This is a genomic window from Marinomonas gallaica (assembly GCF_001639745.1).
Taxonomy (GTDB): Bacteria; Pseudomonadota; Gammaproteobacteria; order Pseudomonadales; family Marinomonadaceae; genus Marinomonas; species Marinomonas gallaica.
In genome coordinates this window covers 147,527-169,850 of record NZ_LTAX01000003.1, presented here as the reverse complement: position 1 = coordinate 169,850, position 22,324 = coordinate 147,527, and the positions used below count along the sequence as shown (strand labels likewise).

General features: G+C 45.0%; 23 protein-coding genes and 1 tRNA gene. 15 read left to right on the top strand and 9 right to left on the bottom strand.

Annotated features, from left to right (window positions below):
- Positions 1–2 precede the first annotated feature (2 nt).
- Positions 3–1,013 carry an HD-GYP domain-containing protein gene (locus AYW76_RS04755; RefSeq protein WP_067216464.1) on the top strand — a complete coding sequence of 337 codons (1,011 nt, stop codon included), beginning with the start codon at positions 3–5 and terminating at the stop codon, positions 1,011–1,013.
- Positions 1,014–1,209: 196 nt separating this feature from the next.
- Entirely contained in the window at positions 1,210–1,527 is a 318-nt protein-coding gene (locus tag AYW76_RS04750; RefSeq protein WP_067216461.1) for a c-type cytochrome, read from the top strand.
- A gap of 70 nt (positions 1,528–1,597) precedes the next feature.
- On the opposite strand, the gene AYW76_RS04745 is transcribed toward AYW76_RS04750, so the two are convergent.
- Positions 1,598–1,674 (bottom strand) — tRNA-Arg (locus tag AYW76_RS04745).
- A 36-nt stretch (positions 1,675–1,710) separates the two neighbouring features.
- Between AYW76_RS04745 and AYW76_RS04740 the strand changes: the two genes are divergently transcribed.
- From AYW76_RS04740 to aroQ, 7 genes are all read left to right on the top strand, one after another.
- The gene (locus AYW76_RS04740; protein ID WP_082866106.1) at positions 1,711–2,751 is read left to right on the top strand and encodes a DUF4394 domain-containing protein; all 1,041 of its coding nucleotides are present in this window, start codon (positions 1,711–1,713) and stop codon (positions 2,749–2,751) included.
- 20 nt (positions 2,752–2,771) lie between these two features.
- Positions 2,772–3,380, top strand: coding sequence for a methylamine utilization protein (locus AYW76_RS04735; protein ID WP_067216457.1), 609 nt, complete (start codon positions 2,772–2,774; stop codon positions 3,378–3,380).
- Positions 3,380–5,752 (top strand): bifunctional diguanylate cyclase/phosphodiesterase, encoded by a 2,373-nt coding sequence (locus tag AYW76_RS04730; RefSeq protein WP_067216452.1) that lies wholly within the window; start codon positions 3,380–3,382, stop codon positions 5,750–5,752. The genes AYW76_RS04735 and AYW76_RS04730 overlap by 1 nt, the downstream gene beginning before the upstream one ends.
- Positions 5,753–5,875: 123 nt before the next feature.
- The gene (locus tag AYW76_RS04725) at positions 5,876–6,589 is read left to right on the top strand and encodes a dienelactone hydrolase family protein (protein ID WP_067216449.1); all 714 of its coding nucleotides are present in this window, start codon (positions 5,876–5,878) and stop codon (positions 6,587–6,589) included.
- Between the two features lie 120 nt (positions 6,590–6,709).
- The gene (locus tag AYW76_RS04720; RefSeq protein ID WP_067216445.1) at positions 6,710–7,372 is read left to right on the top strand and encodes a glutathione S-transferase family protein; all 663 of its coding nucleotides are present in this window, start codon (positions 6,710–6,712) and stop codon (positions 7,370–7,372) included.
- An 84-nt stretch (positions 7,373–7,456) separates the two neighbouring features.
- Positions 7,457–8,674 (top strand): MFS transporter, encoded by a 1,218-nt coding sequence (locus AYW76_RS04715; protein ID WP_067216442.1) that lies wholly within the window; start codon positions 7,457–7,459, stop codon positions 8,672–8,674.
- Between the two features lie 125 nt (positions 8,675–8,799).
- Entirely contained in the window at positions 8,800–9,252 is a 453-nt protein-coding gene (aroQ, locus tag AYW76_RS04710) for a type II 3-dehydroquinate dehydratase (protein WP_067216438.1), read from the top strand.
- 42 nt (positions 9,253–9,294) lie between these two features.
- Here aroQ and AYW76_RS04705 read toward each other — a convergent pair whose 3' ends face one another.
- From AYW76_RS04705 to AYW76_RS04690, 4 genes are all read right to left on the bottom strand, one after another.
- Positions 9,295–10,608 carry a methyl-accepting chemotaxis protein gene (locus tag AYW76_RS04705; protein WP_067216435.1) on the bottom strand — a complete coding sequence of 438 codons (1,314 nt, stop codon included), beginning with the start codon at positions 10,606–10,608 and terminating at the stop codon, positions 9,295–9,297.
- Between the two features lie 161 nt (positions 10,609–10,769).
- The gene (gene pcaQ / locus AYW76_RS04700) at positions 10,770–11,708 is read right to left on the bottom strand and encodes a pca operon transcription factor PcaQ (RefSeq protein WP_067216432.1); all 939 of its coding nucleotides are present in this window, start codon (positions 11,706–11,708) and stop codon (positions 10,770–10,772) included.
- 218 nt (positions 11,709–11,926) lie between these two features.
- Positions 11,927–13,225 carry a Xaa-Pro dipeptidase gene (pepQ, locus tag AYW76_RS04695; RefSeq protein ID WP_231872551.1) on the bottom strand — a complete coding sequence of 433 codons (1,299 nt, stop codon included), beginning with the start codon at positions 13,223–13,225 and terminating at the stop codon, positions 11,927–11,929.
- A 91-nt stretch (positions 13,226–13,316) separates the two neighbouring features.
- Positions 13,317–14,324: a hypothetical protein gene (locus AYW76_RS04690; RefSeq protein ID WP_067216427.1), complete on the bottom strand. Its 1,008-nt coding sequence runs from the start codon at positions 14,322–14,324 to the stop codon at positions 13,317–13,319.
- A gap of 156 nt (positions 14,325–14,480) precedes the next feature.
- Between AYW76_RS04690 and AYW76_RS04685 the strand changes: the two genes are divergently transcribed.
- Positions 14,481–15,146 carry a cytochrome b/b6 domain-containing protein gene (locus tag AYW76_RS04685; RefSeq protein ID WP_156489024.1) on the top strand — a complete coding sequence of 222 codons (666 nt, stop codon included), beginning with the start codon at positions 14,481–14,483 and terminating at the stop codon, positions 15,144–15,146.
- 20 nt (positions 15,147–15,166) lie between these two features.
- On the opposite strand, the gene AYW76_RS19620 is transcribed toward AYW76_RS04685, so the two are convergent.
- Positions 15,167–15,592, bottom strand: a complete 426-nt coding sequence (locus tag AYW76_RS19620; protein ID WP_067216421.1) for a YebG family protein — start codon at positions 15,590–15,592, stop codon at positions 15,167–15,169.
- Positions 15,593–15,717: 125 nt separating this feature from the next.
- Between AYW76_RS19620 and AYW76_RS04675 the strand changes: the two genes are divergently transcribed.
- The 5 genes from AYW76_RS04675 to AYW76_RS04655 all read left to right on the top strand — a co-directional run bounded on the left by AYW76_RS04675 (position 15,718) and on the right by AYW76_RS04655 (position 19,715).
- Positions 15,718–16,572 carry a mechanosensitive ion channel family protein gene (locus AYW76_RS04675; RefSeq protein ID WP_067031930.1) on the top strand — a complete coding sequence of 285 codons (855 nt, stop codon included), beginning with the start codon at positions 15,718–15,720 and terminating at the stop codon, positions 16,570–16,572.
- Positions 16,573–16,586: 14 nt separating this feature from the next.
- Positions 16,587–17,168, top strand: a complete 582-nt coding sequence (locus AYW76_RS04670; protein WP_067031927.1) for a DUF1439 domain-containing protein — start codon at positions 16,587–16,589, stop codon at positions 17,166–17,168.
- Between the two features lie 55 nt (positions 17,169–17,223).
- Positions 17,224–17,703: an FKBP-type peptidyl-prolyl cis-trans isomerase gene (locus AYW76_RS04665; protein WP_067031924.1), complete on the top strand. Its 480-nt coding sequence runs from the start codon at positions 17,224–17,226 to the stop codon at positions 17,701–17,703.
- A gap of 268 nt (positions 17,704–17,971) precedes the next feature.
- Positions 17,972–18,328 (top strand): hypothetical protein, encoded by a 357-nt coding sequence (locus AYW76_RS04660; protein WP_067216418.1) that lies wholly within the window; start codon positions 17,972–17,974, stop codon positions 18,326–18,328.
- A gap of 10 nt (positions 18,329–18,338) precedes the next feature.
- Positions 18,339–19,715 (top strand): class II fumarate hydratase, encoded by a 1,377-nt coding sequence (locus AYW76_RS04655; protein WP_067216410.1) that lies wholly within the window; start codon positions 18,339–18,341, stop codon positions 19,713–19,715.
- A 94-nt stretch (positions 19,716–19,809) separates the two neighbouring features.
- On the opposite strand, the gene AYW76_RS04650 is transcribed toward AYW76_RS04655, so the two are convergent.
- From AYW76_RS04650 to AYW76_RS04640, 3 genes are all read right to left on the bottom strand, one after another.
- Complete coding sequence (locus AYW76_RS04650; RefSeq protein WP_067216406.1) at positions 19,810–21,159, bottom strand: PepSY-associated TM helix domain-containing protein; 1,350 nt, start codon at positions 21,157–21,159, stop codon at positions 19,810–19,812.
- Positions 21,160–21,217: 58 nt separating this feature from the next.
- Positions 21,218–21,607 carry a DUF2946 family protein gene (locus AYW76_RS04645; protein WP_067216403.1) on the bottom strand — a complete coding sequence of 130 codons (390 nt, stop codon included), beginning with the start codon at positions 21,605–21,607 and terminating at the stop codon, positions 21,218–21,220.
- 100 nt (positions 21,608–21,707) lie between these two features.
- Positions 21,708–21,977 carry a DUF3820 family protein gene (locus AYW76_RS04640; RefSeq protein WP_067031908.1) on the bottom strand — a complete coding sequence of 90 codons (270 nt, stop codon included), beginning with the start codon at positions 21,975–21,977 and terminating at the stop codon, positions 21,708–21,710.
- Positions 21,978–22,324 lie beyond the last annotated feature (347 nt).

Below are 22,324 nucleotides of genomic sequence, written 5' to 3'. Positions count from 1 at the left end.
CTATGGGATTACTAGAAAGAACTCAACCTCGCTTATTGATCGTAGATGATGAACCGGCGAACCTAAAAGTGTTGCGGCAGGTATTACAGGATCAATATCGCTTATCGTTTGCGCGATCGGGCGAAGCCGCTCTAGAGCTACTGAAGACAGAAAATATCGATCTGATTTTGCTGGATATCATGATGCCGGATATGACCGGTTTTGACGTGTGTGAACGACTGAAACAGACACCTGAGACTGCCCGTATTCCTGTTATTTTTGTCACGGCGCTTAAAGAAACGATTGATGAAGAGAAAGGGTTTGCACTAGGAGCCGTGGATTACATTACCAAGCCCATTGTGCCTGCAATTGTACGAGCGCGAGTCAAAACACATTTATCCTTAGTTCAAGCGGATGTGTTGAAAGAAACACAAGTCGATTTGATCCAGAGATTAGGGCGAGCTGCCGAGTACAAAGATAATGAAACTGGCATGCATGTACTGCGAATGAGCCACTATTCTTATGTGTTAGCCATCGCAGCGGGGATTGATGAGATATCCGCTAATGAACTTATGTTGGCTGCGCAAATGCATGATCTAGGCAAAATTGCCATTCCAGATAATATTTTGCTAAAGCCGGGCCGTTTAGATGAGGGCGAATTTAAAATGATGAAAGCTCATGCCCAAATTGGTGCGGATATTTTGTCTAACCCACGATCGCCATTAGTCGCATTGGCCCGTTCGATTGCGATTGCTCATCATGAAAAGTGGGACGGTAGTGGTTATCCAAAAGGTTTAAAGGGAAAAGAGATTCCTTTGGAAGGGCGTATAGCCGCCATTGCCGATGTGTTTGATGCGTTGACCAGCGAGCGTCCTTATAAGCAAGCGTGGTCCGTTGATGAAGCGATTGCGCTGTTACAAAGTGAAGTTGGCAAGCATTTCGACCCAGAGCTTGTGCCATTGTTCGTGCAGGCTTTGCCTGAAGTGATAAACATTAAGAACCGTTTTGCAGAGCAAATCCAAAAGTCAGGTTAACTGATGGTGTCTCAGTATCACCGCTGTTGGTTTTTACTGCTACAATAAATATAGGCTATTGCAAATAGCCCTCGCTCCATTTTTACTAAAAACTAGGTAATCATAGCGTTTAGTGACCGATGACAAAGGGTATGTAACCATTATTGCTATGCGATTAGACGTAACATGACCTTAGGTCTTACTTAATGGGGGCATCATGAAAAAATGGATTCTTTTATTCATCATGATTTCTATGCTTGGATGTTCTAAAAAGAACGAAGAAAAGACGAATATTCAAAGCGGTAAAGAATTGTATGGCGCCTATTGTGCGTCTTGTCATCGAGACAGAGGCACTGGGAACTTTCTTTTTGGTATCCCGCGCATCAAAGATACTGAGCTAACGATGTCAGAAATAGATCAGTTAATTCGTTATGATCATAAAGACGATAAGAAGATGCCGATGTTTTCACAATTGACATCGCCTCAAGCCTACTCAATAGCATCCTACATAAAAAAACATCTAAGATATCAATGAGCTCGACTTAATAATGATGGGATCTATCAGCATTTTATAAATGCCTGTTAACCAGCAATGGTTACTAAAATGGTACACCCGAAAGGATTTGAACCTTCGACCTCACCCTCCGGAGGGGTGCGCTCTATCCAGCTGAGCTACGGGTGCATCAATTAAGCCGCGAATTATAAGGGGTTGTTCGCAATGACTCAAGGAACATTCTTCGGTTTAGTGGAAAACTTCATCCGTTATGTTTATGTCATCGGCTTTACTGTATTTTTCGTAAGAAGACGTAAGATGGCTTTTATTGTTGTCTACCAACTTACTACATTTTTAAAACGGGGTAACGAACGTATGTGCGCATTGAATTCAAAATGGAATCTAGGTCTGACCGCTGTTAGCGCAGTGTTAGCATCGAGTCTAACGCTAGCGGCGCCTACGCTATCAAAAACACCGACCTCTGTTTGGGGGGTTGATGATCATCACACACTATTTAATGTACATCCTGATGAACCATCAAATATTTTGACATCATTACAAATCAAAAATTTAGTCGAGGGCGATCAGTTGATAGGTATCGATTATCGTGTCGCTCGAGGCGATTTATACGCGTTAGCTAATACGGGGCGTATTTATAGGCTCGATACCCAAACTGGGAATGCTGTTCTAATCGAAGGGTCCGAGCCTTTAGCCGAAATGGCTGTCGGCCCTTACGGTTTTGACTTCAACCCAGCTGCGGACAAGCTTCGTGTCGTCGGTAACCGTAATGATAACTTGCGCCTTGATCCTGACAGTGGCGCTAGGGTCGATTTTGATAAAACGACATCGGGCGTACAAACGGATCCCGCTTTGGCATTTGATCATGAAGACCAGTTTGCAGGGCAGTCTCCTGATATTGTTGCAGCCGCGTATACTTACAATCCAAATGACAGTAAATTGACCACCAATTATGCGATTGATCGAAGAAAAGGTATGCTTTTGATGCAGGGTACGAAAGAAGGCGCTTCACCATCCGTTTCGCCTAACCTTGGCGTGTTGTATAGCGTTGGTAATTTAGGAATGGGCCCATTAAAAGATGCCTCATTTGATATCAGTGATGTCAGCAATACGGCACTAGCTGCGGTATTATCGGTTAAAGAAACCAAGACCCAATTGGTAACGATTGATTTAGAAACAGGAATGGCTTCGCCTATTGGTATATTTGGTACTGGGAGTCATGTCATTGGTATGGCTATCGAGCCATAACAAAAGGACCTTTTATACACATGTTGAAACGCTTAACAATGATTGGGCTGGTAGCACAGATGTCGCTGCCAGCTTTGGCGTGGTCTGACGTCACTATTAAAGTCACAGATAAAAATGGAAAGCCACTGAGCAATGCTGTGGTGTTCCTGAAATCGCCCACAATTTTGGCGCAAACCAAACCCTTAGCCGCTGCTGAGATTGCACAGCAAAATCGTGCCTTTGTTCCGGGGGTTCAAGTCGTGACAGTGGGTACGGCGATTGATTTCCCCAACCGTGATGATGTCCGTCATCATGTCTACTCGTTTTCTCAAGCTAAGACTTTTGAATTGAAACTCTATGCAGGCAAACCAGAAGACCCTGTCGTGTTTGATTCTGTTGGTGTGGTGGAATTGGGCTGCAATATACATGACAGCATGCTGGGCTGGGTATTAGTAAATGATACTGCTGTTTTTGCCAAAACGGATGCTGCTGGCTACGTGTCTTTTAATGATCAGAGTGAAGGGCGATACAGTGTTGATGTATGGCACCGAGACTTTCCGTATGGTGCCCCCTATGAATCTTTTAAGTTTGATAATCAAATGACACAAGAGCACGTATTGAGCTTAAAAACAGAAGGGGTCACGCTTTAATGGGCGCTTTGTTAAACCTTATTCGAGCTCGCCTGTCATTTCGATTTATTTTTATGACATTACTGCTGTTAGCGTTGCTGCAAGCGATTGGTTTTTGGATTGTACAGGCAACGGTTGAGCGTTATGTAAGAGAAGAAGTGCAACACTCGATTGCTGTTGCAGAACGGGTCTGGAATCAATTGCTGGTGCAGAATCATCAGCGCTTAGAGGAAGGTGCGGAACTGCTTGCCTCTGATTTTGGTTTCCGGTCCGCTGTTGCGTCGAGAGATGAAAACACCATTTCCTCAGCGCTGGCAAACAGTGCAGGAAGAATTGGCGCCTCGATTGCGATTTTAGTCGATCAGCAATGGAATATTAAAGGCTCCTCGTTGCCGGATATGGCCAGCTCTTCTAATACCCAGTTTTTGATTGAATCTCTATCTGATAGAAGCCTTAAAAAGGAAAACAATGCCTATTTAACCGCGCTATATGAAGGCTCTCCAACTCAGTTCGTTGTCGTTCCTGTTCGAGCTCCTCGTGTTATTGGTTATGTATTAATGGGCTTTACGATTGAGCGAGACATGATCGCAGAGACCAGTGACTTGGCTGGCATAGATATGGCGTTAATGGCCAACAGTAGCTCCAGTGCAGTGAGGGTGTTGGCTAACTCCAGTCGCTTAGAAAAGCATTTCTTAGAAGACATTCCCGGTGATTATTTTCTTGAAGATTTATCCTTTGATATGAATGTGGGTGAGGATACCTATGTCAGTGTCATTCATGGCCAAGAAGTGATTGGGGGGTATATCAGTCTCGCCTTTATGAAATCACTGCAAGAAGCTCGTCGCCAGTTTGATGAATTGTTTGATAAATACTTCTCTGTCACGCTCGTGGGTTTGTTAATCTTCGGCGTGGCGATTACATGGTTAAGTCGTCGAGTTGCGCGACCTCTTGAAGTATTAACTAAAGCGACTGAAGCCTTACAGCAAGGTAATTATGATGCTCTTGTAAGCGGGTCAACTCGAACCGATGAGGTCGGGGTGTTGGCGCGAAGTTTTGATGGCATGCGTACCAGTATTAAGCAACAGCAAGATACCATTACAAAATTAGCCTACTATGATTCGTTAACGGGTCTGCCTAACCGCTTGAGTTTTCGCAATAAAGTTGCTCACCACATTGATAGTGGGCAGCATGATTCTCTTAGTATCATCACCATTAATCTAGACCGTTTTAAACAAGTGAATGATATTTTAGGGTACGAAATGGGGGATGAGATCCTCAAAGCAACCGCCACTCGCTTGTTGGGGATTCACTGTGCTCAACATGACAAATTAGCGCGTGTTAGCGGAGATGAGTTTTCAGTGTTGGTTGTGCCCGGTGGTGACTCTGCGTTAGAGGTCGCAAAATCCTTGCTAAGCAAACTCAATGAACCGTTAGAGGTCGATAATAATCAGATTGATCTAAGTGCCAGTATTGGTATTGCCACGTGGCCTGATGATGTGAATACGTGCGATGCTCTGATCAACGCGTCTCAAGTTGCCATGTACGCGGCGAAACAACGTACAGAAGATATCACTGTTTACAAGAGTGAGTTAGTTACCTCGACACCTGACAGTTTAAGCTTGTTGTCTGAGTTACGCCAAGCTGTGATTAATAATGAACTGAGGGTGTATCTGCAACCTAAAGTAGCAACCGCAGATAATCAAGTGATCGCCGCCGAAGCATTAATTCGTTGGCAACATCCTGAAAAGAACTTGGTACCGCCTTTTCGTTTTATACCGTTTGCGGAGCAAACCGGCTATATTCGCGAGATTACTAAGTGGATGATTCGCTCATTAGCGAGCCAGTGGCATGTTTTACAGACGAACGATACACCCTTTCGAGTTTCGGTTAACCTATCAACACGAGACCTCATGACGGCGAGTTTCCCTACATTCTTAGAGGAAACGCTTGCGCAATACAATGTGCCTGCATCTGGCTTATGTTTAGAGATCACAGAAAGTGCCATTATGGATGATCCAAACTTTGCTCAGCGAACGCTAGAAAAGCTGTCAGCGATGGGGTTTAGGCTATCGATTGATGATTTTGGTACGGGGTATTCTTCATTAGCTTACCTAAAACGATTGCCGGTAAATGAATTAAAAGTTGACCAATCCTTTGTGTTTGGCATGATTGAAAATAACAGTGACCGTATGATTGTCCAATCTACCATTGATCTTGCTCATAACCTTGGCTTAGATGTGGTAGCAGAGGGCGTGGAAACTGGTGAAATGTACCAAGCGTTAGGTGAACTTGGGTGTGAAGAAGCTCAAGGGTATTTCATTGGTAAGCCTATGCCGATTGATGAATTTTTGGCATGGCGCAAGGAATGGAACCGGTCACATGGCTTAACTTGAGCACTGGTTGTGGCAGTTTTAGGCATGGGATTATGTAATTCTCATGGATAACGTTGCAAAATCTTGAACTGTTGTTTACACAATTATTATAGTGCTCCTGTTGGTATCACCGTTGGAGTATATATGGCTACGGAATTTGAAAAGCAGTTCGTTAATAACATCAAACGTGCACATGTACACGTGGCATGGGATGGCGATGATTCATCTGAAGTACACGTTGTAATTTGGCCCACATGGAGTGGCCTAAGTGACTTTGAAAAAGGATTTGCAGAAGACATTGTTAGTTGGGGTCATACTGCTACAGCAGTTGATCTATATGGTGTTGGGAACAATCCTACGGAACTGCAAGCGAAAGCCGACACCATGATGGCGCTAGTGGCGAACAAAGAGTCCTTGATTGCCTTGCAAACAAGCATATGTGAAGACATTGCTGAAGCGCACCCTAATAAGAAACTTGTCCATGTTGGCTTCTGCTTAGGCGGGCGCCTATCACTGGAAGCAGGGTTGCATATCCCAACCAGTCAAGGTGCGGCTAGCTTTCATGGATTGATGAATTTTCATCGAGCGACCTCTTCAGTTGAGATTAATCAGAAGACAAAAATCCTCATTTTTAATGGCTACCAAGACCCAATGGTCGATGTAGAGTCAGCGGATAAGGCTCGTGCTTACTTTGATGAACAAGGTTTGGATTGGCAATTTATCGATTTTGGTCAGACGAAGCACTCGTTTATGTTACCTGATGCCAATGCCCCTCAAGAGGGTCATGCGTTCAGTGCTGCAGCGAATGCTCGAGCACGACATGCACTTCGTTTTTTCTTAGACGAAATAGCAGGTTAATTACCGTACACTTTCAGAAAACGCTTTAATGAAAACTCATTAGGGCGTTTTTTTTGTTATGCAAAGCCAAAAAGCTCAGCGCTACGTATAGTTAGTAACGAAACTATAAAGGAGGTGAGTATGTTGGTATTGCATCATTTAGAAAATTCTAGATCGCAACGTATTGCTTGGGCATTAGAGGTGATTGGCGTTGAATATGAAGTAAAGACTTACTTACGTACGCCTGACAATTTAGCACCAGACACACTAAAGCGAATACATCCGTTAGGGCATGCTCCGGTGTTGCAAGATGGTGAGATTACCATTGCCGAATCTGGCGCAATCCTAGAATTCTTGGCAGACGAATATGATCCTGAATGCCGTCTCAAACCAGAAGATAAAAAGTCGCTACGTGATTATCGATACTGGCTTCATTTTGCCGAAGGGTCATTTATGCCCCTGTTGGTGATGATGTTACTGTTTCGTAAAATACCGAAGCAGCCCATGCCATTTTTTGTACGGCCAGTTGCTAAATCTATTTGTAATAGAGTGGTTTCCAGCTTCATTGAGCCACGGTTGAGGGACGTATTGAGCCTCATCGAAGATCACCTAACCCAAAACAATTGGTTTGCTGGCGACAAACTCAGTGCCGCAGATATGCAGATGAGTTTCCCTATTTTAGCTATGAGCGCCTCGATGCCTCTAGAGGGCTACCCGCATATCGAGCGTTGGCTTGTTGCGGTACGAAAAGATGCGGCCTATCAAAGAGCGGTGGTGCAAGTAGGCGAGTTTAAAGTCTTTTAAATGTAAATTTAAATAAAATTGTTCCGTTTTATCTTTTGGCGTATTGTCTGAATTTCATGCTATGTGACTAAGAAAGGAACGCTCATGTCTCAGCCAGTACGGTTATTAAGCATCGCGATCGTTTTTGCGTGTATTTTGCTTGCCTTAAACTTTGGCCTACGCTCGTCAATGGGGTTCTTTATGGCGCCCATTTCAGACCAGTTTGGCTATGGACGTGAAGTTTTTGCCTTTTCGTTGGCATTGCAGAATCTTTGGTGGGGGTTAGCGCAACCTTTTGCTGGTGCGCTATCTGATCGCTTTGGGACGCTTAAAACAGTACTGTGCGGCGCACTTTTATATGCCCTTGGCTTATATGTCACCGCTAATGCCGATGGCGCAACAGCGTTGCATATTGGCTCTGGTTTTTTAATGGGCATGGGGATTTCAGCGACAGGTTTTGGCGTTGTGTTACCCGCTATGGCGCGGATGGTTGCACCGGAAAAGCGAGCATTTGCGTTAGGTCTAGGCAGTGCAGCTGGATCGGCCGGACAATTATTGGTCGTGCCTATCGCGCAAGCGTTTCTTTCTTCTTACGGTTGGAGTGTCGCGTTATTACTGTTGGCAGGATGTGCGCTGTTAATGGTGATTTTTGCGTTACCACTTTCGCGTGGTGACAGCTCTCATTCCAATGCTGCTTCGCAATCCAGTCAAACCGTCCGTGAAGCATTGAAGGAAGCGGGGGCTTATTCTCATTATTGGCTGCTCGTGTCGGGCTTCTTTGTCTGCGGTTTTCAGCTTGCCTTTATCACGGTACACATGCCTGCGTTCCTGTCTGACAAAGGGTTCATGCCAAATGTTGCGGTGATGAGCCTCGCATTGATTGGTTTGTTTAATATTATAGGGTGTTTGTTCTCCGGCTCGTGGTCTGGAAAATATTCCAAGAAATACTTATTAACTTATATCTATGCGCTGCGAGCGGTTGCCATTACCGCTTTTATGTTATGGCCTATCAGCATAACAAGCGTGTATATATTTGCGATTGTAACAGGTGTTCTTTGGCTTGCGACGGTGCCTCCTACATCCGGTTTGGTGGGGCAAATGTTCGGTCTAAAGCATATGGGAATGCTCTATGGCATTGTCTTCCTGAGCCATCAGATTGGGTCTTTCTGTGGTGTGTGGATGGGGGGCTATTTATACGATACGACAGGTTCTTACGATGTTGTTTGGTGGGCGGCCGCTATCATGGCATTAATCACAGCAGGGATTCATGTGTTTATTGATGAACGTCCTGTGATGAGAATAAGAGTGTCGCTGCAGTCATAGGTGCTGATATAAGCTTTCTAGCAAGCGTATTTTTTATAGGCATAGAAGGTTATTGAAGAACAAGCGGTGGTATATTTAGCGTTATATTTTAAATACAAATTTATACGGTTGTCTGAGGATTCAATATGTCTACCATCATGGTATTAAACGGCCCTAACTTAAACCTTTTAGGTCAACGCGAACCTGATCAATATGGCCATGAAACATTAGCTGATGTTGAAGTGATGTGTCGAGAGGAGGCTGTAAAGCACGGCTATGAAATTGATTTTCGTCAGTCGAATCATGAAGGTGTTCTGATAGACGCAATCCATGAAGCGGGCCAACTTATTAAAGCAGGTAAACTACTAGGCGTTGTTTTTAATCCTGGTGCTTACACACACACCTCCATAGCGTTACATGATGCGATCAAAGGTGCGGAAGTGCCGGTCGTAGAGGTTCATATTTCCAATGTTCACGCCCGCGAAGCGTTCCGCCATCACTCTTATATTTCACCGTGCGCCATTGGTATTGTGGTTGGAATGGGCGTTCAAGGCTATGTGTTAGGTATGCAAGGCTTACTACATAAGCTCGCAAAGTAAGATAGGGCTCCCTAGCCTCTTATCGGGACTAGGGAGGCGCAGTTAAGGTTTTTCCGCCTTGGTAACGAGGTCGCCGATGGTTAGGTAGGCTTCGTTTGCCCCTTCTAAAATGCTGTTGATAATGCTCGATGCATCATTAATTAGCTGTTCACTCGTGGTAACGTGGTTGCTCACGCTCTGCATACTGATGCGGACTTCGCCGACAAGATTCGTGTTCTTAGAAACCATACTCTCTATTTCTGACGTCGATGTACTGGTTCGTGCCGCTAAGGTACGCACTTCATCTGCGACAACCGCAAAGCCACGGCCGTTTTCACCCGCGCGAGCAGCCTCGATTGCAGCGTTAAGCGCCAAAAGATTTGTCTGTTCCGCAATGGCGCCGATTGTTGTAACGATCTTGCCGATTTCTTCTGATTGATGATTAAGTTTCTCGATCAGTTGATCAGACTGAGTGACTTGTTGAATGATTAAGTTTGAACTGTCTACCGATTGACGCAGTAAATCCGCGCCTTGGGCGGAATCTTCAGCGGTTTTTCGAGTTGACTGATACGCCATATTCGCCGCTTCTCTGACTGACCGTTGACTTTCCACGCGCTCGGTGACGTCTGTTGCAACTTTTACTATGCGAATAATGTCACCATCAGGTGTGTAAACAGGGTTGTACGTCGCTTCTATCCAAATGTCTGAGCCATTTTGGCGCTTTCGCTGAAACAGCCCTGTTTTCGTTTGACCTGCTGCAAGTTCCTGCCAAAAGTGTGGGTGTTGTTTATAGAAGGCATCGTGGCAAAAGATCCGATGATGTTTGCCTTGAATGTCTCTTATTGATCGATACCCCATAGCTTTGATGAAATTCTGATTGGCACTGATGACAGTACCGTCCGGTTGGAATTCAATCGTAGCATTGGATTTATCGATTGCATTTAATAAGGCATCCTGAGCTTGAGTACGGACTTTTTCACAGGTGATGTCATTAGCAATCTTGAATACTTTTACAACCGTGCCATTTTGTTTTATTGGAAAATAGGTTGCTTCGATCCATAAGTTACTGCCATCTTTCCTGCGACGTAAAAACTGGCCTTTTTGACTTTTCCCTTCTAAAAGCTGTTTCCAAAATGAGGCATATTCAATGGAATCTGCTTCTTGGGTTTGGCAAAAGATACGATGATGCTTGCCTTGAATCTCATCCAAAGAATAACCAATAGCCTTCAGGAAAAGAGGATTTGCATCGAGTATAACGCCTTCCGGTGTAAAGCTGATGGTGGCGCAGTACTCATTCAATGAGTTGATAAAGTCAGCATTGTCGTCCTTTACAATGCTTGTGTCAGAGATGGCCTCTGATCTTTTAAATCCGAACATGTCAGATCTCCTCAAGCATGTATCTGTAGCAGTTAGACTAATTTATAACCATGAAATGTGTCGTAATGATTTGTTAGATAAATGATGCGCGTATGTATCAAAATGGGTCTTCATCGATGACCTAATGTGGTTATCGATGAAATCCACTTCAATGTATTCGGCTAATGGTCGGGGTTGTAATAACTGTCTAATTGCGCCGCTGTTTCTTTAACTGCTTTACCAAACAACTGCAGTGCCATGGATTCATTAGTATCGGCACGAATGCTTAGTCCAACGGCGCTAAGGGTTTCTTTAGTATTGACCGGTAATTCTGCTAATTCGCCATCCGCAATTTCACGGGCGACAACACCACGCGAAATGATCCAAATAGCGTCGGTGTGACGGATAAACTCTTTACCGAAAGCATCGGATACCGTATCGATACGATCACGAATACTGCTCACGCCTTCAGCTAGCAAGAAGCTGTCGACAGTTGGACCTGTGATGGATTCTTCAGGCGGATAAAGCACCGTAAAGCGAGTGATTTCAGTTAATTGGAAGTCTTTTTTTGTCAGTAAAGGGTGATTTGGGCGCACCGCGAATACAATTTGCTCGGAATATAAATGTTGAAAGGATATGCCAGCCATGGCCTCGGGCACTCCCATTCTGCCTACGACTAAGTCCAGCTCGCCAACGCGCAGCTGGCTCATTAATAAGGAGTTAGGGCCAGAGACAAGGTGTAAGCGTACATCGACATTGTTGGCACGAAAGCGTTTTACGGCTTCGGGTAATACACTGGTAGCAACGGTCGGCAGTACGCCGATACTGAGTTTTTGCTGACCAGTCACCAAAGCTTGATTCACACGCTCCGCGCCTTCCCTAAGCGCCGCAACACTGGTACTGGCGTGTTCCAGAAAAAGGTTGCCGTATTGAGTCAGTTCAATGCCTTTTTTACTTCGCTCAAGCAAACGTACTCCTAGAATTTCTTCTAGCTCTTTTAATTTTTTGGAGACTGCGGGCTGGGTAAGGGAAAGTGCATCTGCGGCTCGTACAACACTACCTTGGCGAATCACTTCTAAAAAGCATTCTAAGTGGCGATACTTAATCCGGTTTTCCATCATGCCTTTTGACCCTCAACTCGATAATTCAGACGGGCTATATTACACACTGGATTGTAGATCTTGAAAAGATAAATATACGACTTTTGATATGGTTAATTAATCGTCTGCAATTTAAAGCCGCTAACCCCCTTAAATATGTCAATCATAAGTCGTATTTAAGGGGGTTTATAAAAGAACATGAAATTAATATACCGAAAAAGGTATCTGACATGAATGCGTTAGCTCAGTGTCGCGAACGCATCACGGGTTAGATTTCGGATACCTTCTATACCGACAACGATGTTGTCTTCAATGCGGATTCCGCCATAAGGTATGAGTCTTTCGATTTTCTTGATATCGCATCCATGCTTGGGCTGCTGAGCTCTGAGCTTTTCTAACAACATTGGAATGAAATACAAGCCTGGCTCTATGGTGATGACCATATTAGGAACGAGATCGCGGGTTAGGCGTAGGAAAGGGCTGTCAGCAGGAGGGTTTTGTAGTGCGCCGGTTGCATCGAGTTGACGTCCACCTACGTCATGTACTTGGAGGCCTAAGAAATGCCCTAAGCCATGAGGGTAAAAGTGGTGAGGAATTTGCTTAGCCAATTGCTCTTCAATGCTGAGTGAGCAAATGTCATGCTGTTTTAGCAGATGGGCGACACCATGCAGTGTTTTTTGATGCAGTTCCACAAACGCAACGCCAGCGACCGCTTGGTTAGCAATGGATTGCTGTAAGATGTCCATATCGTGGAGTAAGGCACTGAACTCATCATTGAGCGTTGTCGTGGTACGGGTAACATCGCTGGCGTAACCATGATGGCTTGCTCCCGCATCAACCAGTAATGTCAAAGACCGGAACGGGCGTAGGGAAGATTTTTGCTCATAGTGCAAAACTGCCGCGTGTTCATTGATGCCAATAATATTTGGGTACGGTGTGCTGATGGCATCTTGTTGCGTGGCATCAAGGTAAGCAAGATGTATTTGAAGCTCGCTGGCACCAGATAAAAAGGCCTGCTGAGCGGCAATATGGCCTTTCGCTGCAATTTTGTTTGCGGTTTCTAAGCATGCGATTTCGTAATCTGTTTTAATCGCACGGTCATAGTTTAGCCATGTCATTAAGCCATGGTGGTGGGTCAGAGAGCCGATTGCGTCTGGGCCAATGAAGGCGCTGTTGCCTGAAAGTGATTGCGTCCAGCTATCATCGTTGACCGGGGTAATTCGCCAGTGGGATTGCCATTCGCCTTCAGGGATAGCATTAGCCATATGCCAAAAATCTTGCTGCGCGGGCCAAATTAACTCTGGCTTATCCTGCTTGATGACAATAAAACTTCCCGCAGGCAACGTAAAAGGGAGCCACTGTTGAGCCGCCGCAAAGGGCTTAAAGGGGTGAGCGTTATCGTCTTCAAAGTAGTGACTTAATGAGCCTGCACCGACCACGATGGTGTCCAGTTGAAATTGACTGCTAGCAATGCGATAGCGCTGTAGTAATGTTTCTAAATGTCGAATGTACAAAGCATTATCCATAGTGTTGTTCACTTTATCTAATCCTAAGGGCGCAACTGGACATGGTATGTACAGCTTAGCGATTAATGGGGTCTGAGCTCATTGTAAGCAGACGTCATCGAATTTATTGAATGGGCAGGTGCAGAACCGTTATGTAATTTTCTTCGTCAGGTGTTTCCCGAGGAGACGTTTCATACACTTCTAGACTCATACGTTGCTTGGCATGTTTGTAGCCATGCAATCTGCTGTAAGTATGAAGTACATGCCACGCCAACCACAAATGTTGGTAGCTGCCTTGATATTTAAGCCCAATGTATTTGCCTTTAAATGTTATTTTCTCAGGTTGTGCCTCACAGGGGCTAAAGCACTGAATGGGAATACCGAGTTTACCGACAAAGTAATGCTGGCTAAGGTTTGCGGCTTCATAAAGTGCAAAACGAGGTCCAGCCGGAGGGTTATCAGGGCCTAAGGCTGTATTGAGGTCGCGAAAGCCTTGTTCCATTTTCATTGACATAGGACGGTCACTCACAATAAAGGGACGTGTAACAGCGTCGACATTTTGTAAGGCTCGACAGCCTTGCACGTCAAAATGAATGCTCGCGTCGCGAGAGCTTGGCATGCGCGCTTTTAAGCGAATCAGCAGTAAGTGCATGTCAGAATGCAGTTGTTTAAGTTCTGTATTTTGACGGTAGCGATGCCAAAAGTTGAGTTCACTGCTGGCGGTAACATTTAACAATGTTTGTTGGCCTTCTGTGTGTGTAAGCTCGACTTGAATCTGAATTGGGTTTAGATAAAAGTGATCCGATGTCACATAAAACCGAATTAATTTTGGGTCGTCACCTTGCTCTATATGGCAAGAAAGCGTACCTAAGTGTTGGCCTTTGAGCTGGATCAAAGCACCGTTCAAGGATTGACTGTTACGTTGGTTTACCAGTACTGATGCACTTTCGTCATACAGTGCCCACGGCAACCAACTCGACCAAAACTCTAATTGCAAAGTATGCTCTTGCAACGAGTCAACGGGAGAGGTTAGTAATGTCGAGTGATGTACGTAAAGGTATTTTTGCGTAAATAAAACGTAGCCAGCTACAAAGAGTAGCACCACTACGATTATGATAAGCCCAATGATCACGGTCTTGCGCTCCTTACTGCCTCGTAACTGCGGACAGAAGTGAAATCCATTCGATTCTTTACTGTCCCTAATATTGGGGAAAAAGGCAAATCCTATAGTCAGTATAGTAAGACATAAAGCGTTAAAACAATGAATGCATTCTTTAAGGAGACAGCCATGCAGGCACAAAAGGTATTAGTTTGGGATTGGCCAGTGCGGCTAATGCATTGGTTATTGGTGATATTGTTTACGGGGCTGATCATCACCGGAAAAAGTGATGGCGATTTCATGGAGCTGCATTTTTACTTTGGCTATGGGTTATCGGCCGTCATTATCGCGCGGGTTATTTACGGTTTCATTGGGTCGGATTTTGCTAGATTTAAACAGTTTATATATCATCCTGTAGATGTATTTAAGTACAGCAAAACCTTACTAATAGGGAAGGGAGAGGAGTATTTAGGCCATAACCCCGTGGGGGGTGTTATGGTGATTTTGTTATTGCTTGCTTTGACGGCTCAGTGGGGCAGTGGCTTATTTACCAGTGATGAGATTTTTTGGTTTGGGCCTTTCTACGGTTCTATCTCAGACGAGATGACCGCTCAGTTAGGCAGCGTTCATCATTTTTTACCCAATATATTATTAGCGTTGGTTGCCTTACATATCTTGGCTGTGTTGTACCATGAAGTGCGTTTCAAAGAGCGCTTGGTCGCAGCTATGCTACACGGCAAAAAGCTCAAACGGGGAGAGTCGAACGAGACAATACAAACACCACGAGTTGGCGCAGTGTTGTCGCTTGGCCTAGGGCTCGCATGGCTAGTTTGGCTGTGGAATATTCCCGTGTAATAAGGCATCAGTGATGCAGCTTAAGCTGCATCACTGTCGCTGTAGATCTCATCTTTGTTGTAATCAATGGCATCGTCACTGGCGCGGTAATCGTCACCGTTGTCGTCAACGTAAGAGGTTTCATCCGGTTCGATCACTAGGTCTTCAAGCACCTCCGATTCAGGCTTACTGCCCGATTTAGAAGAGCGCTCATTGTTCGACTTCTTAGCGGTTTTTTTACGTTTATTTCCGAAGGCTTCAAGCACATCGTCTTTGTTTTCGGCTAAGTACATGGCTAGCTTAGCGGTCAATTTTTCATCGTCTACAACGCCGCTGGAGAGCAGTAAATCTTCTAGGCTTTCTGCAGTTTCCAATAGCTTGTCATAGTGATCTGCTTCCGCTTTAGAGGAGAAGGTCATCTTTTCAACACCATTGCGTTCAACAACATATTTAATTACGACAGGCATAAATCGCACCTCATTTAGAATACTGTATAAATATACAGATAATAATTTAGGGTTGTCTAGTATTTTGTTTGGCTAATGGCGGGGACATGGTAAAGTGGCGGCAAAATAGGAGGCTTAAAGAAATTATGTTTGGCGTTGAATGGTCTGAAATTAATTGGTCGTTATTAACGGACAATTTTGAATACATTGCTACGTTACTTTGGATATTAGGGGTTGTGCTAGTTGGTCGCTATGTTAAACGACTATTGCGAGCCAATGAAAAGCTGGATGTAGATCGCAAGCGTCGTCGATTAAACACCGTTGATAATGTGTTTAATCTACTGATCGTGATTGGTCTGGTGATCATCTGGTCAGCAGAACTGCAAGACATCGCCATTTCCATTGCAGCGTTTATGGTGGCATTGGTCATTGCCACAAAAGAGTTTATTTCTTGTATCGTTGGCGCGTTTTATAAGGCCAGCACACGCCCTTATACCGTAGGCGACTGGGTGCGTATTGGCAATTATGACGGAGAGGTCACCGACAGCGATTGGTTGTCCACCACCTTGTTTGAAGTTGATTTTAAGGGTGGTAGCTACGCCTATACTGGCCGAACAACCGTGGTGCCAAACAGTGTATTGCTAACAAACTCGGTGCAAAACTTAAACTACATGCGTCGTTATATTGAACATACCTTTTCGATTTCTAGACTGACAGACGACGTAAATTTGTTTGAAATAAAAGAGCCGATCCTTGCCAAAATAAAGGAATACAGTGAGCACTTTCATGAAGTGGCGATTCGGTATAATAATTTGATTGAAAAACGGTTGGACATCAAAATAGCGGGCCCTGAACCCAAAGTAAGAGTCCGTACGACGATTGAAGGCTACAACGTGTTTACTGTCTCACTGTTTTGCCCGACGCAGGAAGCTTCAGAAATTGAGCAGAAAGTCACCGAAGACTTTATGCGCATTTGGTTTGATAAAAAGCGTCAATTGTAGGAGGCGCGATCACTATGAAGAAAAAGCTAATGTGGCTAGCGGGCTTGGCTGTGACAGTCATGCTGTCCGGTTGCTCTGATATGAGTGTGACCGAAGACGAATTGAATCGTGAAGTCGCACAGCGTTTAGAAACGTCTCAGCCAGATATCATTCAGCTGACGTTAGAGGGTTCCACGTTAAACCTTGATCTATTGATCAAACAGGCCAAAATCGATCTTACCCAGCGAGATGGCGGATTGGTAATGGTGGATATGAAAACCGATATTCGCGGTACGTTGAACGTATTTGGCCAAGATATGAGTATGCAAACTCAGCTGGATCCGTCGTTTGAATCGGGACTGCGTATTGAAGAAGATCGTGTGTATCTAGTGGGTGCAAAGTTGACACAGATAACCGTTCAAGGCTCAAGTATCAGTGATCAGATGTTACGTAATACGCTTGGCTCATTACACGATGAGTTCGAAAAAGCGCTGGCGGGTTATTTTGATACGCACCCAGTGTATGTGCTTAACCATTCATCAATGGAAAAAGCGGCTGCGAAAATGGTGAAAAACATCGTTATCACCGACGATAGCATTGAATTTATGATTTTTTAGGTAACAGGTGCTGTTTAAGTTAGCATAGCACCCATTTTTTAGATGAGGATAATTTATGTCTATTGCAGACAATTCGGTAGTGCAATTTCACTACACGCTTCGTGAAGGCGACACTCTAATTGAAACATCGGCTGGGAATGATCCGCTGGCGTACCTACATGGTCACGGTAACATCATTCCAGGTCTTGAAAAAGCCATGCTGGGTAAATCTGCAGGTGATGAGTTTGAAGTGACTGTACCCTGCGCTGAAGGCTACGGTGAGCGCGAAGAAGGCAAAACACAGCAGATTCCTGTTAAGCACCTACACGGCGCTAAAAAGTGGAAGCCAGGTATGGTTGCAACCGTACGCACAGATCAAGGCGCACGCCAAGTGACCATCGTTAAAGCGGGTCTTAAACATGCGACAGTGGATCTAAACCATCCTTTGGCCGGAAAAGAGCTTACATTTTCCGTACAAGTCATTGACACGCGTGAAGCGACTGCAGAGGAAGTTTCTCACGGTCATGCCCACGGTGTAGGTGGCCATCACCACTAAGTACTGATGACATTGCTGTCGGTTTTTTATTGATCGACAGCAATTATTCCTATCTTGTTATTTTGTTTTCCCTTCTTTTAGAACGTCCCATTATTTTGTTTAAAACACGTAAAAAGACGCTATCTTTGCGCTAAAAATCGTTTTCTCTCTTTATTCGAGCACATCCAAAGCGTTATAAAGTGGTGTTAAACATCATTACGTGACTTGACAAGTCTAGACTTCAATGATTAATTGATAATTATTATCATTTGCATCAAAGGTGTTCATCATGACTTCTCATATCGTTCCGTTTTCTGTTATTGAGCAAACCATCAAACGTGGCATGGCGGCTGACTCACCAAAAGTGTTGTTTCAGTATCTAGATACCAGTGAAGCTTATGCTGAGCAGATCGGTATTTCAGATGCATACGACCTGTTCAAGCGAGTCTATCAAGTCTTATTAGAAACTGTGTGTGATGCCTCTGTGCCAATGCACTGGCGTGAACTATGCTTAGATACAATCCATCGTCCATTGATGCAATTAAAACGATTTGTCATTACCGAACAAGATGCTTTGGAATATTTTCGTCTAGAACATGAACTGCGTGCGTTAAGTCACTACTTCATGTCGAGTAAGCACAGTTAGGAGTTAACCAATGAACACCAGAATTGAAGCCGATAGCATGGGCGAATTAAGCGTCCCTGAAAGTGCGCTATATGGCGCACAGACTCAGCGAGCAATTAATAATTTTCCTGTAAGTGGGCAATCACTTCCAGAACCTTTTATTCGAGCACTGGTACAACTGAAACAGGCCGCGGCCCGTGCTAACCAATCTTTAGATTGTATTACTGTAGAAATGTCATCGGCGATCGATGAAGCTTGTAGCGAACTGTTGCAGCAACCCAATCTAATGCAGCATTTTCCTGTTGATGTGTTTCAAACGGGTTCTGGAACCAGCTCCAATATGAACGCCAATGAAGTTATTGCCACGCTTGCTAGCCGCAAGCTGGGTGATAAAGTGGGGCCGAACGACCATGTGAATTTTGGTCAAAGTAGTAATGATATTATCCCCAGTGCGATACATGCGAGTGCTGCTATTGAGGTTAGCAAACGCTTACTTCCGGCATTACGCCATTTACAAAGTGAGATACACACAAAGGGTCAAGCACTGAAAGGTTACACCAAAACGGGCCGTACCCACTTAATGGATGCGATGCCGGTGCGCTTTGATCAAACCTTTAATGGCTGGGCGGCGCAGCTGCAAGACAACATTGATAATCTAAATGCCTTACTCCCTAAAGTCACTAAGCTGGCTCAAGGGGGCACCGCCGTTGGTACAGGCATCAATGCCCATCCAGATTTTTCGACCAAAATTTGCCAAGAACTGTCTGCCATTACCGAAGTGACGTTTTCACCCGCAGACGATTACTTTGCTCTAATTGGTTCGCAAGATACCGCCGTAGCGTTATCAGGAGCATTAAAAACGATCGCTGTCACTTACATGAAAATTGCTAACGATTTACGTTGGATGAATTCAGGTCCGCTCGCAGGGCTAGGGGAGATCACTCTTGAAGCACTTCAACCGGGGTCATCCATCATGCCTGGTAAAGTAAACCCCGTTATTCCTGAAGCCACAGCGATGGTGGCTGCGCAAGTGATGGGCAACGATGCCACCATCACGGTTGCAGGGCAATCGGGCAACTTTGAATTAAATGTCATGCTTCCAGTGATCGCCAGCAACCTATTAAGTAGCATTCAGTTACTAACCAATAGTGGGCACTTACTTGCAGATAAAGCCATTGCCACTTTGACCGTAAATGAAGATAAGTTAAATGAAGCGCTGGCTAAAAATCCAATCTTAGTCACCGCATTGAACCCGATCATTGGCTATGCAAAAGCTGCAGAAATCGCCAAAAAAGCGTATCAAGAAAAACGTCCAGTGATCGATGTCGCAGCGCAAGAAACGGAACTAAGCCATGAAGAGCTTGAAGGTTTATTAGATCCCGCCAAACTGACGAAAGGCGGTTTATAAGCCACTCTATTGCTAGACAAACCGAGTCGGCCCCATCAAGGAAGATGGCATGGACTGGGAGAACTTTCTCCCAGTCCATTTTTGCTTTAGTAGACTAAGCCCATTTTGCTCGTAGTTTAGGGATAGAGAGTAGAACGAATACATCAACTAGTATGATCACAGCCATGCCGATGGTTGCCATCGGCATCAGTAATGAAATTGGCAGCAGTAACCAAACCGCATGTTGCCAGCGCTTTAGGTTTTTAGGCATTGGGGGCGCAGAAAGATCCACCGCATTGCTAGGGCGACGCTTCCACCACATCACCACACCAGAGACGCACATGAGAATCACGGCCAAACAGAACACCGTGCAGGCGACTAAGTTCCAAACACCAAACTGTCCCATGTGCAAGGCAATGCCAAAGGCCATGGATTTCGCAAACCAGTTGTAATCCATAAAGCCAACATCAGCGATCACAGAGCCTGAATAACGATCAAGGTGTACGGTTCGATCATCTAACGCATTGTTAATATCGCGTCCCATTGTGCTGGCTGTCGCGGTAAAAACACCTTGTTCTCCACGCGGAAAATGCACTTGGAAGCGAGTGAAGCCCATGTCTTTAGCATCGTTCACCACACGATCTAATGTAATGGTGTGATCACCAAATGCGGATGACTCAGGTAAAGGGGACTGCTCAAGGTTCCAAGGGATTTGCTTCACGCCTTCTGGATTTAAGTCGTTATGCGTCAGCGTTGAAGACACGTTTTTAGCGCTTTGTTCGGTTGGAAACGTGCTCCAGGCTTGAACTAATTTTCCGCCCCAGACACTGGCCCAAGATAACCCCGAGATGCTGAAGAAAAGTAAAATAACAGCGATCCAAACACCGGTCACACTGTGCAGGTTGCGCCACATGGAGCGGCCTTTACCACGGACCGTCGTAGCCGCACGCCACTTTGACTGCCCTTTACTTGGCCACCACATGTACACGCCGGTTAGGATCAACAAAATTGTAAAACTGATGGCAATCTCAATTAACCAATCGCCTGTTAAGCCAATCATGAAGGTGCCATGGGTATCGTCCGCCCATGCATAAAGAGAGTTACTGACGGTCAAATCACCCAGTACTTTGCCCTGATAAGGGTCGACAAAAACAGAGCGTGTGTCATCGTCCATTTTCACTTGAAAGCGAGTGGCGTCGGTTGCGGAATCCGACACATAAACGCGTTGGATTTGATCTGCTGGGTATTGATCCGCGACCAACTGATACTGCTGTTCATAGGTCAATGGGGTATTGGTAGCTTGATCAACATAGTACAAATCTGAGTGTTGCATACGCTCAACAATCGGCGCAAACAGCATCATTAAACCAGTGATGGAGAGCATAATTAAAAACGGAGTGACGTATAGACCGGCGAAGAAGTGCCAGCGCCATACAGAGCGGTAAAAGTCCTTAGAACCAAACATTAGAATTCCTGCAACTATTCGGGCATACAAAGTTGATGCCCCGACAATTGTCAGGGCATCATGCTAGTTTTTGATCTTCACTTAACGCAATGAATGCAGGAGGCGCACGGGCTTGAGTGGTGCGGATTGGACGTGTTTGTGGTGTTTGAGACGAGTGAGTCGGTTGGTCTACAACTTTTTGATGGATATGGAACGCCAGTGCGGTGGTGGCGGTGTCCATAAAGAAATGCGTACAGGGACAAGAATGGGAACTGCTATGCTGACTCGCTTGAGAGTCTTGTTGTATCTCTTGCTGTAGGTCGGACGCGTAAACAAAATAGCTCTCGACGCCTTGAGTGGTACAAAGCTCGATCCGTTGCACACCTGACTGACCAATACCGTTCACCAGCGGTACAGCAAAGTACGCTAGCCAGCAGAGGATCAAGAAAAAGTGAGTGCGTTGTTTCACAGTCAGCCGCTTTGTAAAATAAAAAGTGGCGTGACTTTACTCAAACTTTAATCAAGCGACAAGTTAAAAGTGCACATTTCGCGACGCGCATCAGTATAAATTAGTCTAAATCATCAAAACGAATTTGTACTTTTGGCTGCTTAGGTTTCTGCGCTTCAGGCAATTTCAGCGGCTCGACGATCTTTTCCAAACCGTTAATCTTCACCTCCAACGCCAGCTGCAACCAACGGCCTAACTTACCCTCCGGCCAACCTTTATGGTTAAACCAAAGTAAATATTCCTCTGGTAAATCCACGATCAAACGCCCCTCGTACTTCCCGAATGGCATCTTCTGACGCGCAATATCCAGCAAATCTTGTTTCTCAATCATAACCCAAACCACTCCCTAACAAGCCGCAAATACTACCACACAAAATCCCTGTACGACCTCGCTGCGGGAGGGAATCGTACGACCCGATTTCATCGGGGATAACCCCAGCCTGCATTGATACTCAATCCCATGGCATTTAATTCGCTTGCGCTATGTCTCATGCTTCGACGCGTCAGCGCAAATTAAACACATGGGATTTCGCTAATGAACCAAGTCAAAAAAGCTCAGTACGACCTCGCTGCGCGAGGGAGCCGTACGATTCCATCGGGGATTAATCTCGCCTCACCGAAATAAATCATCAACATTCCAAGCTATCCAGCTTCGGTATCTCAACCTGCTTTGATACT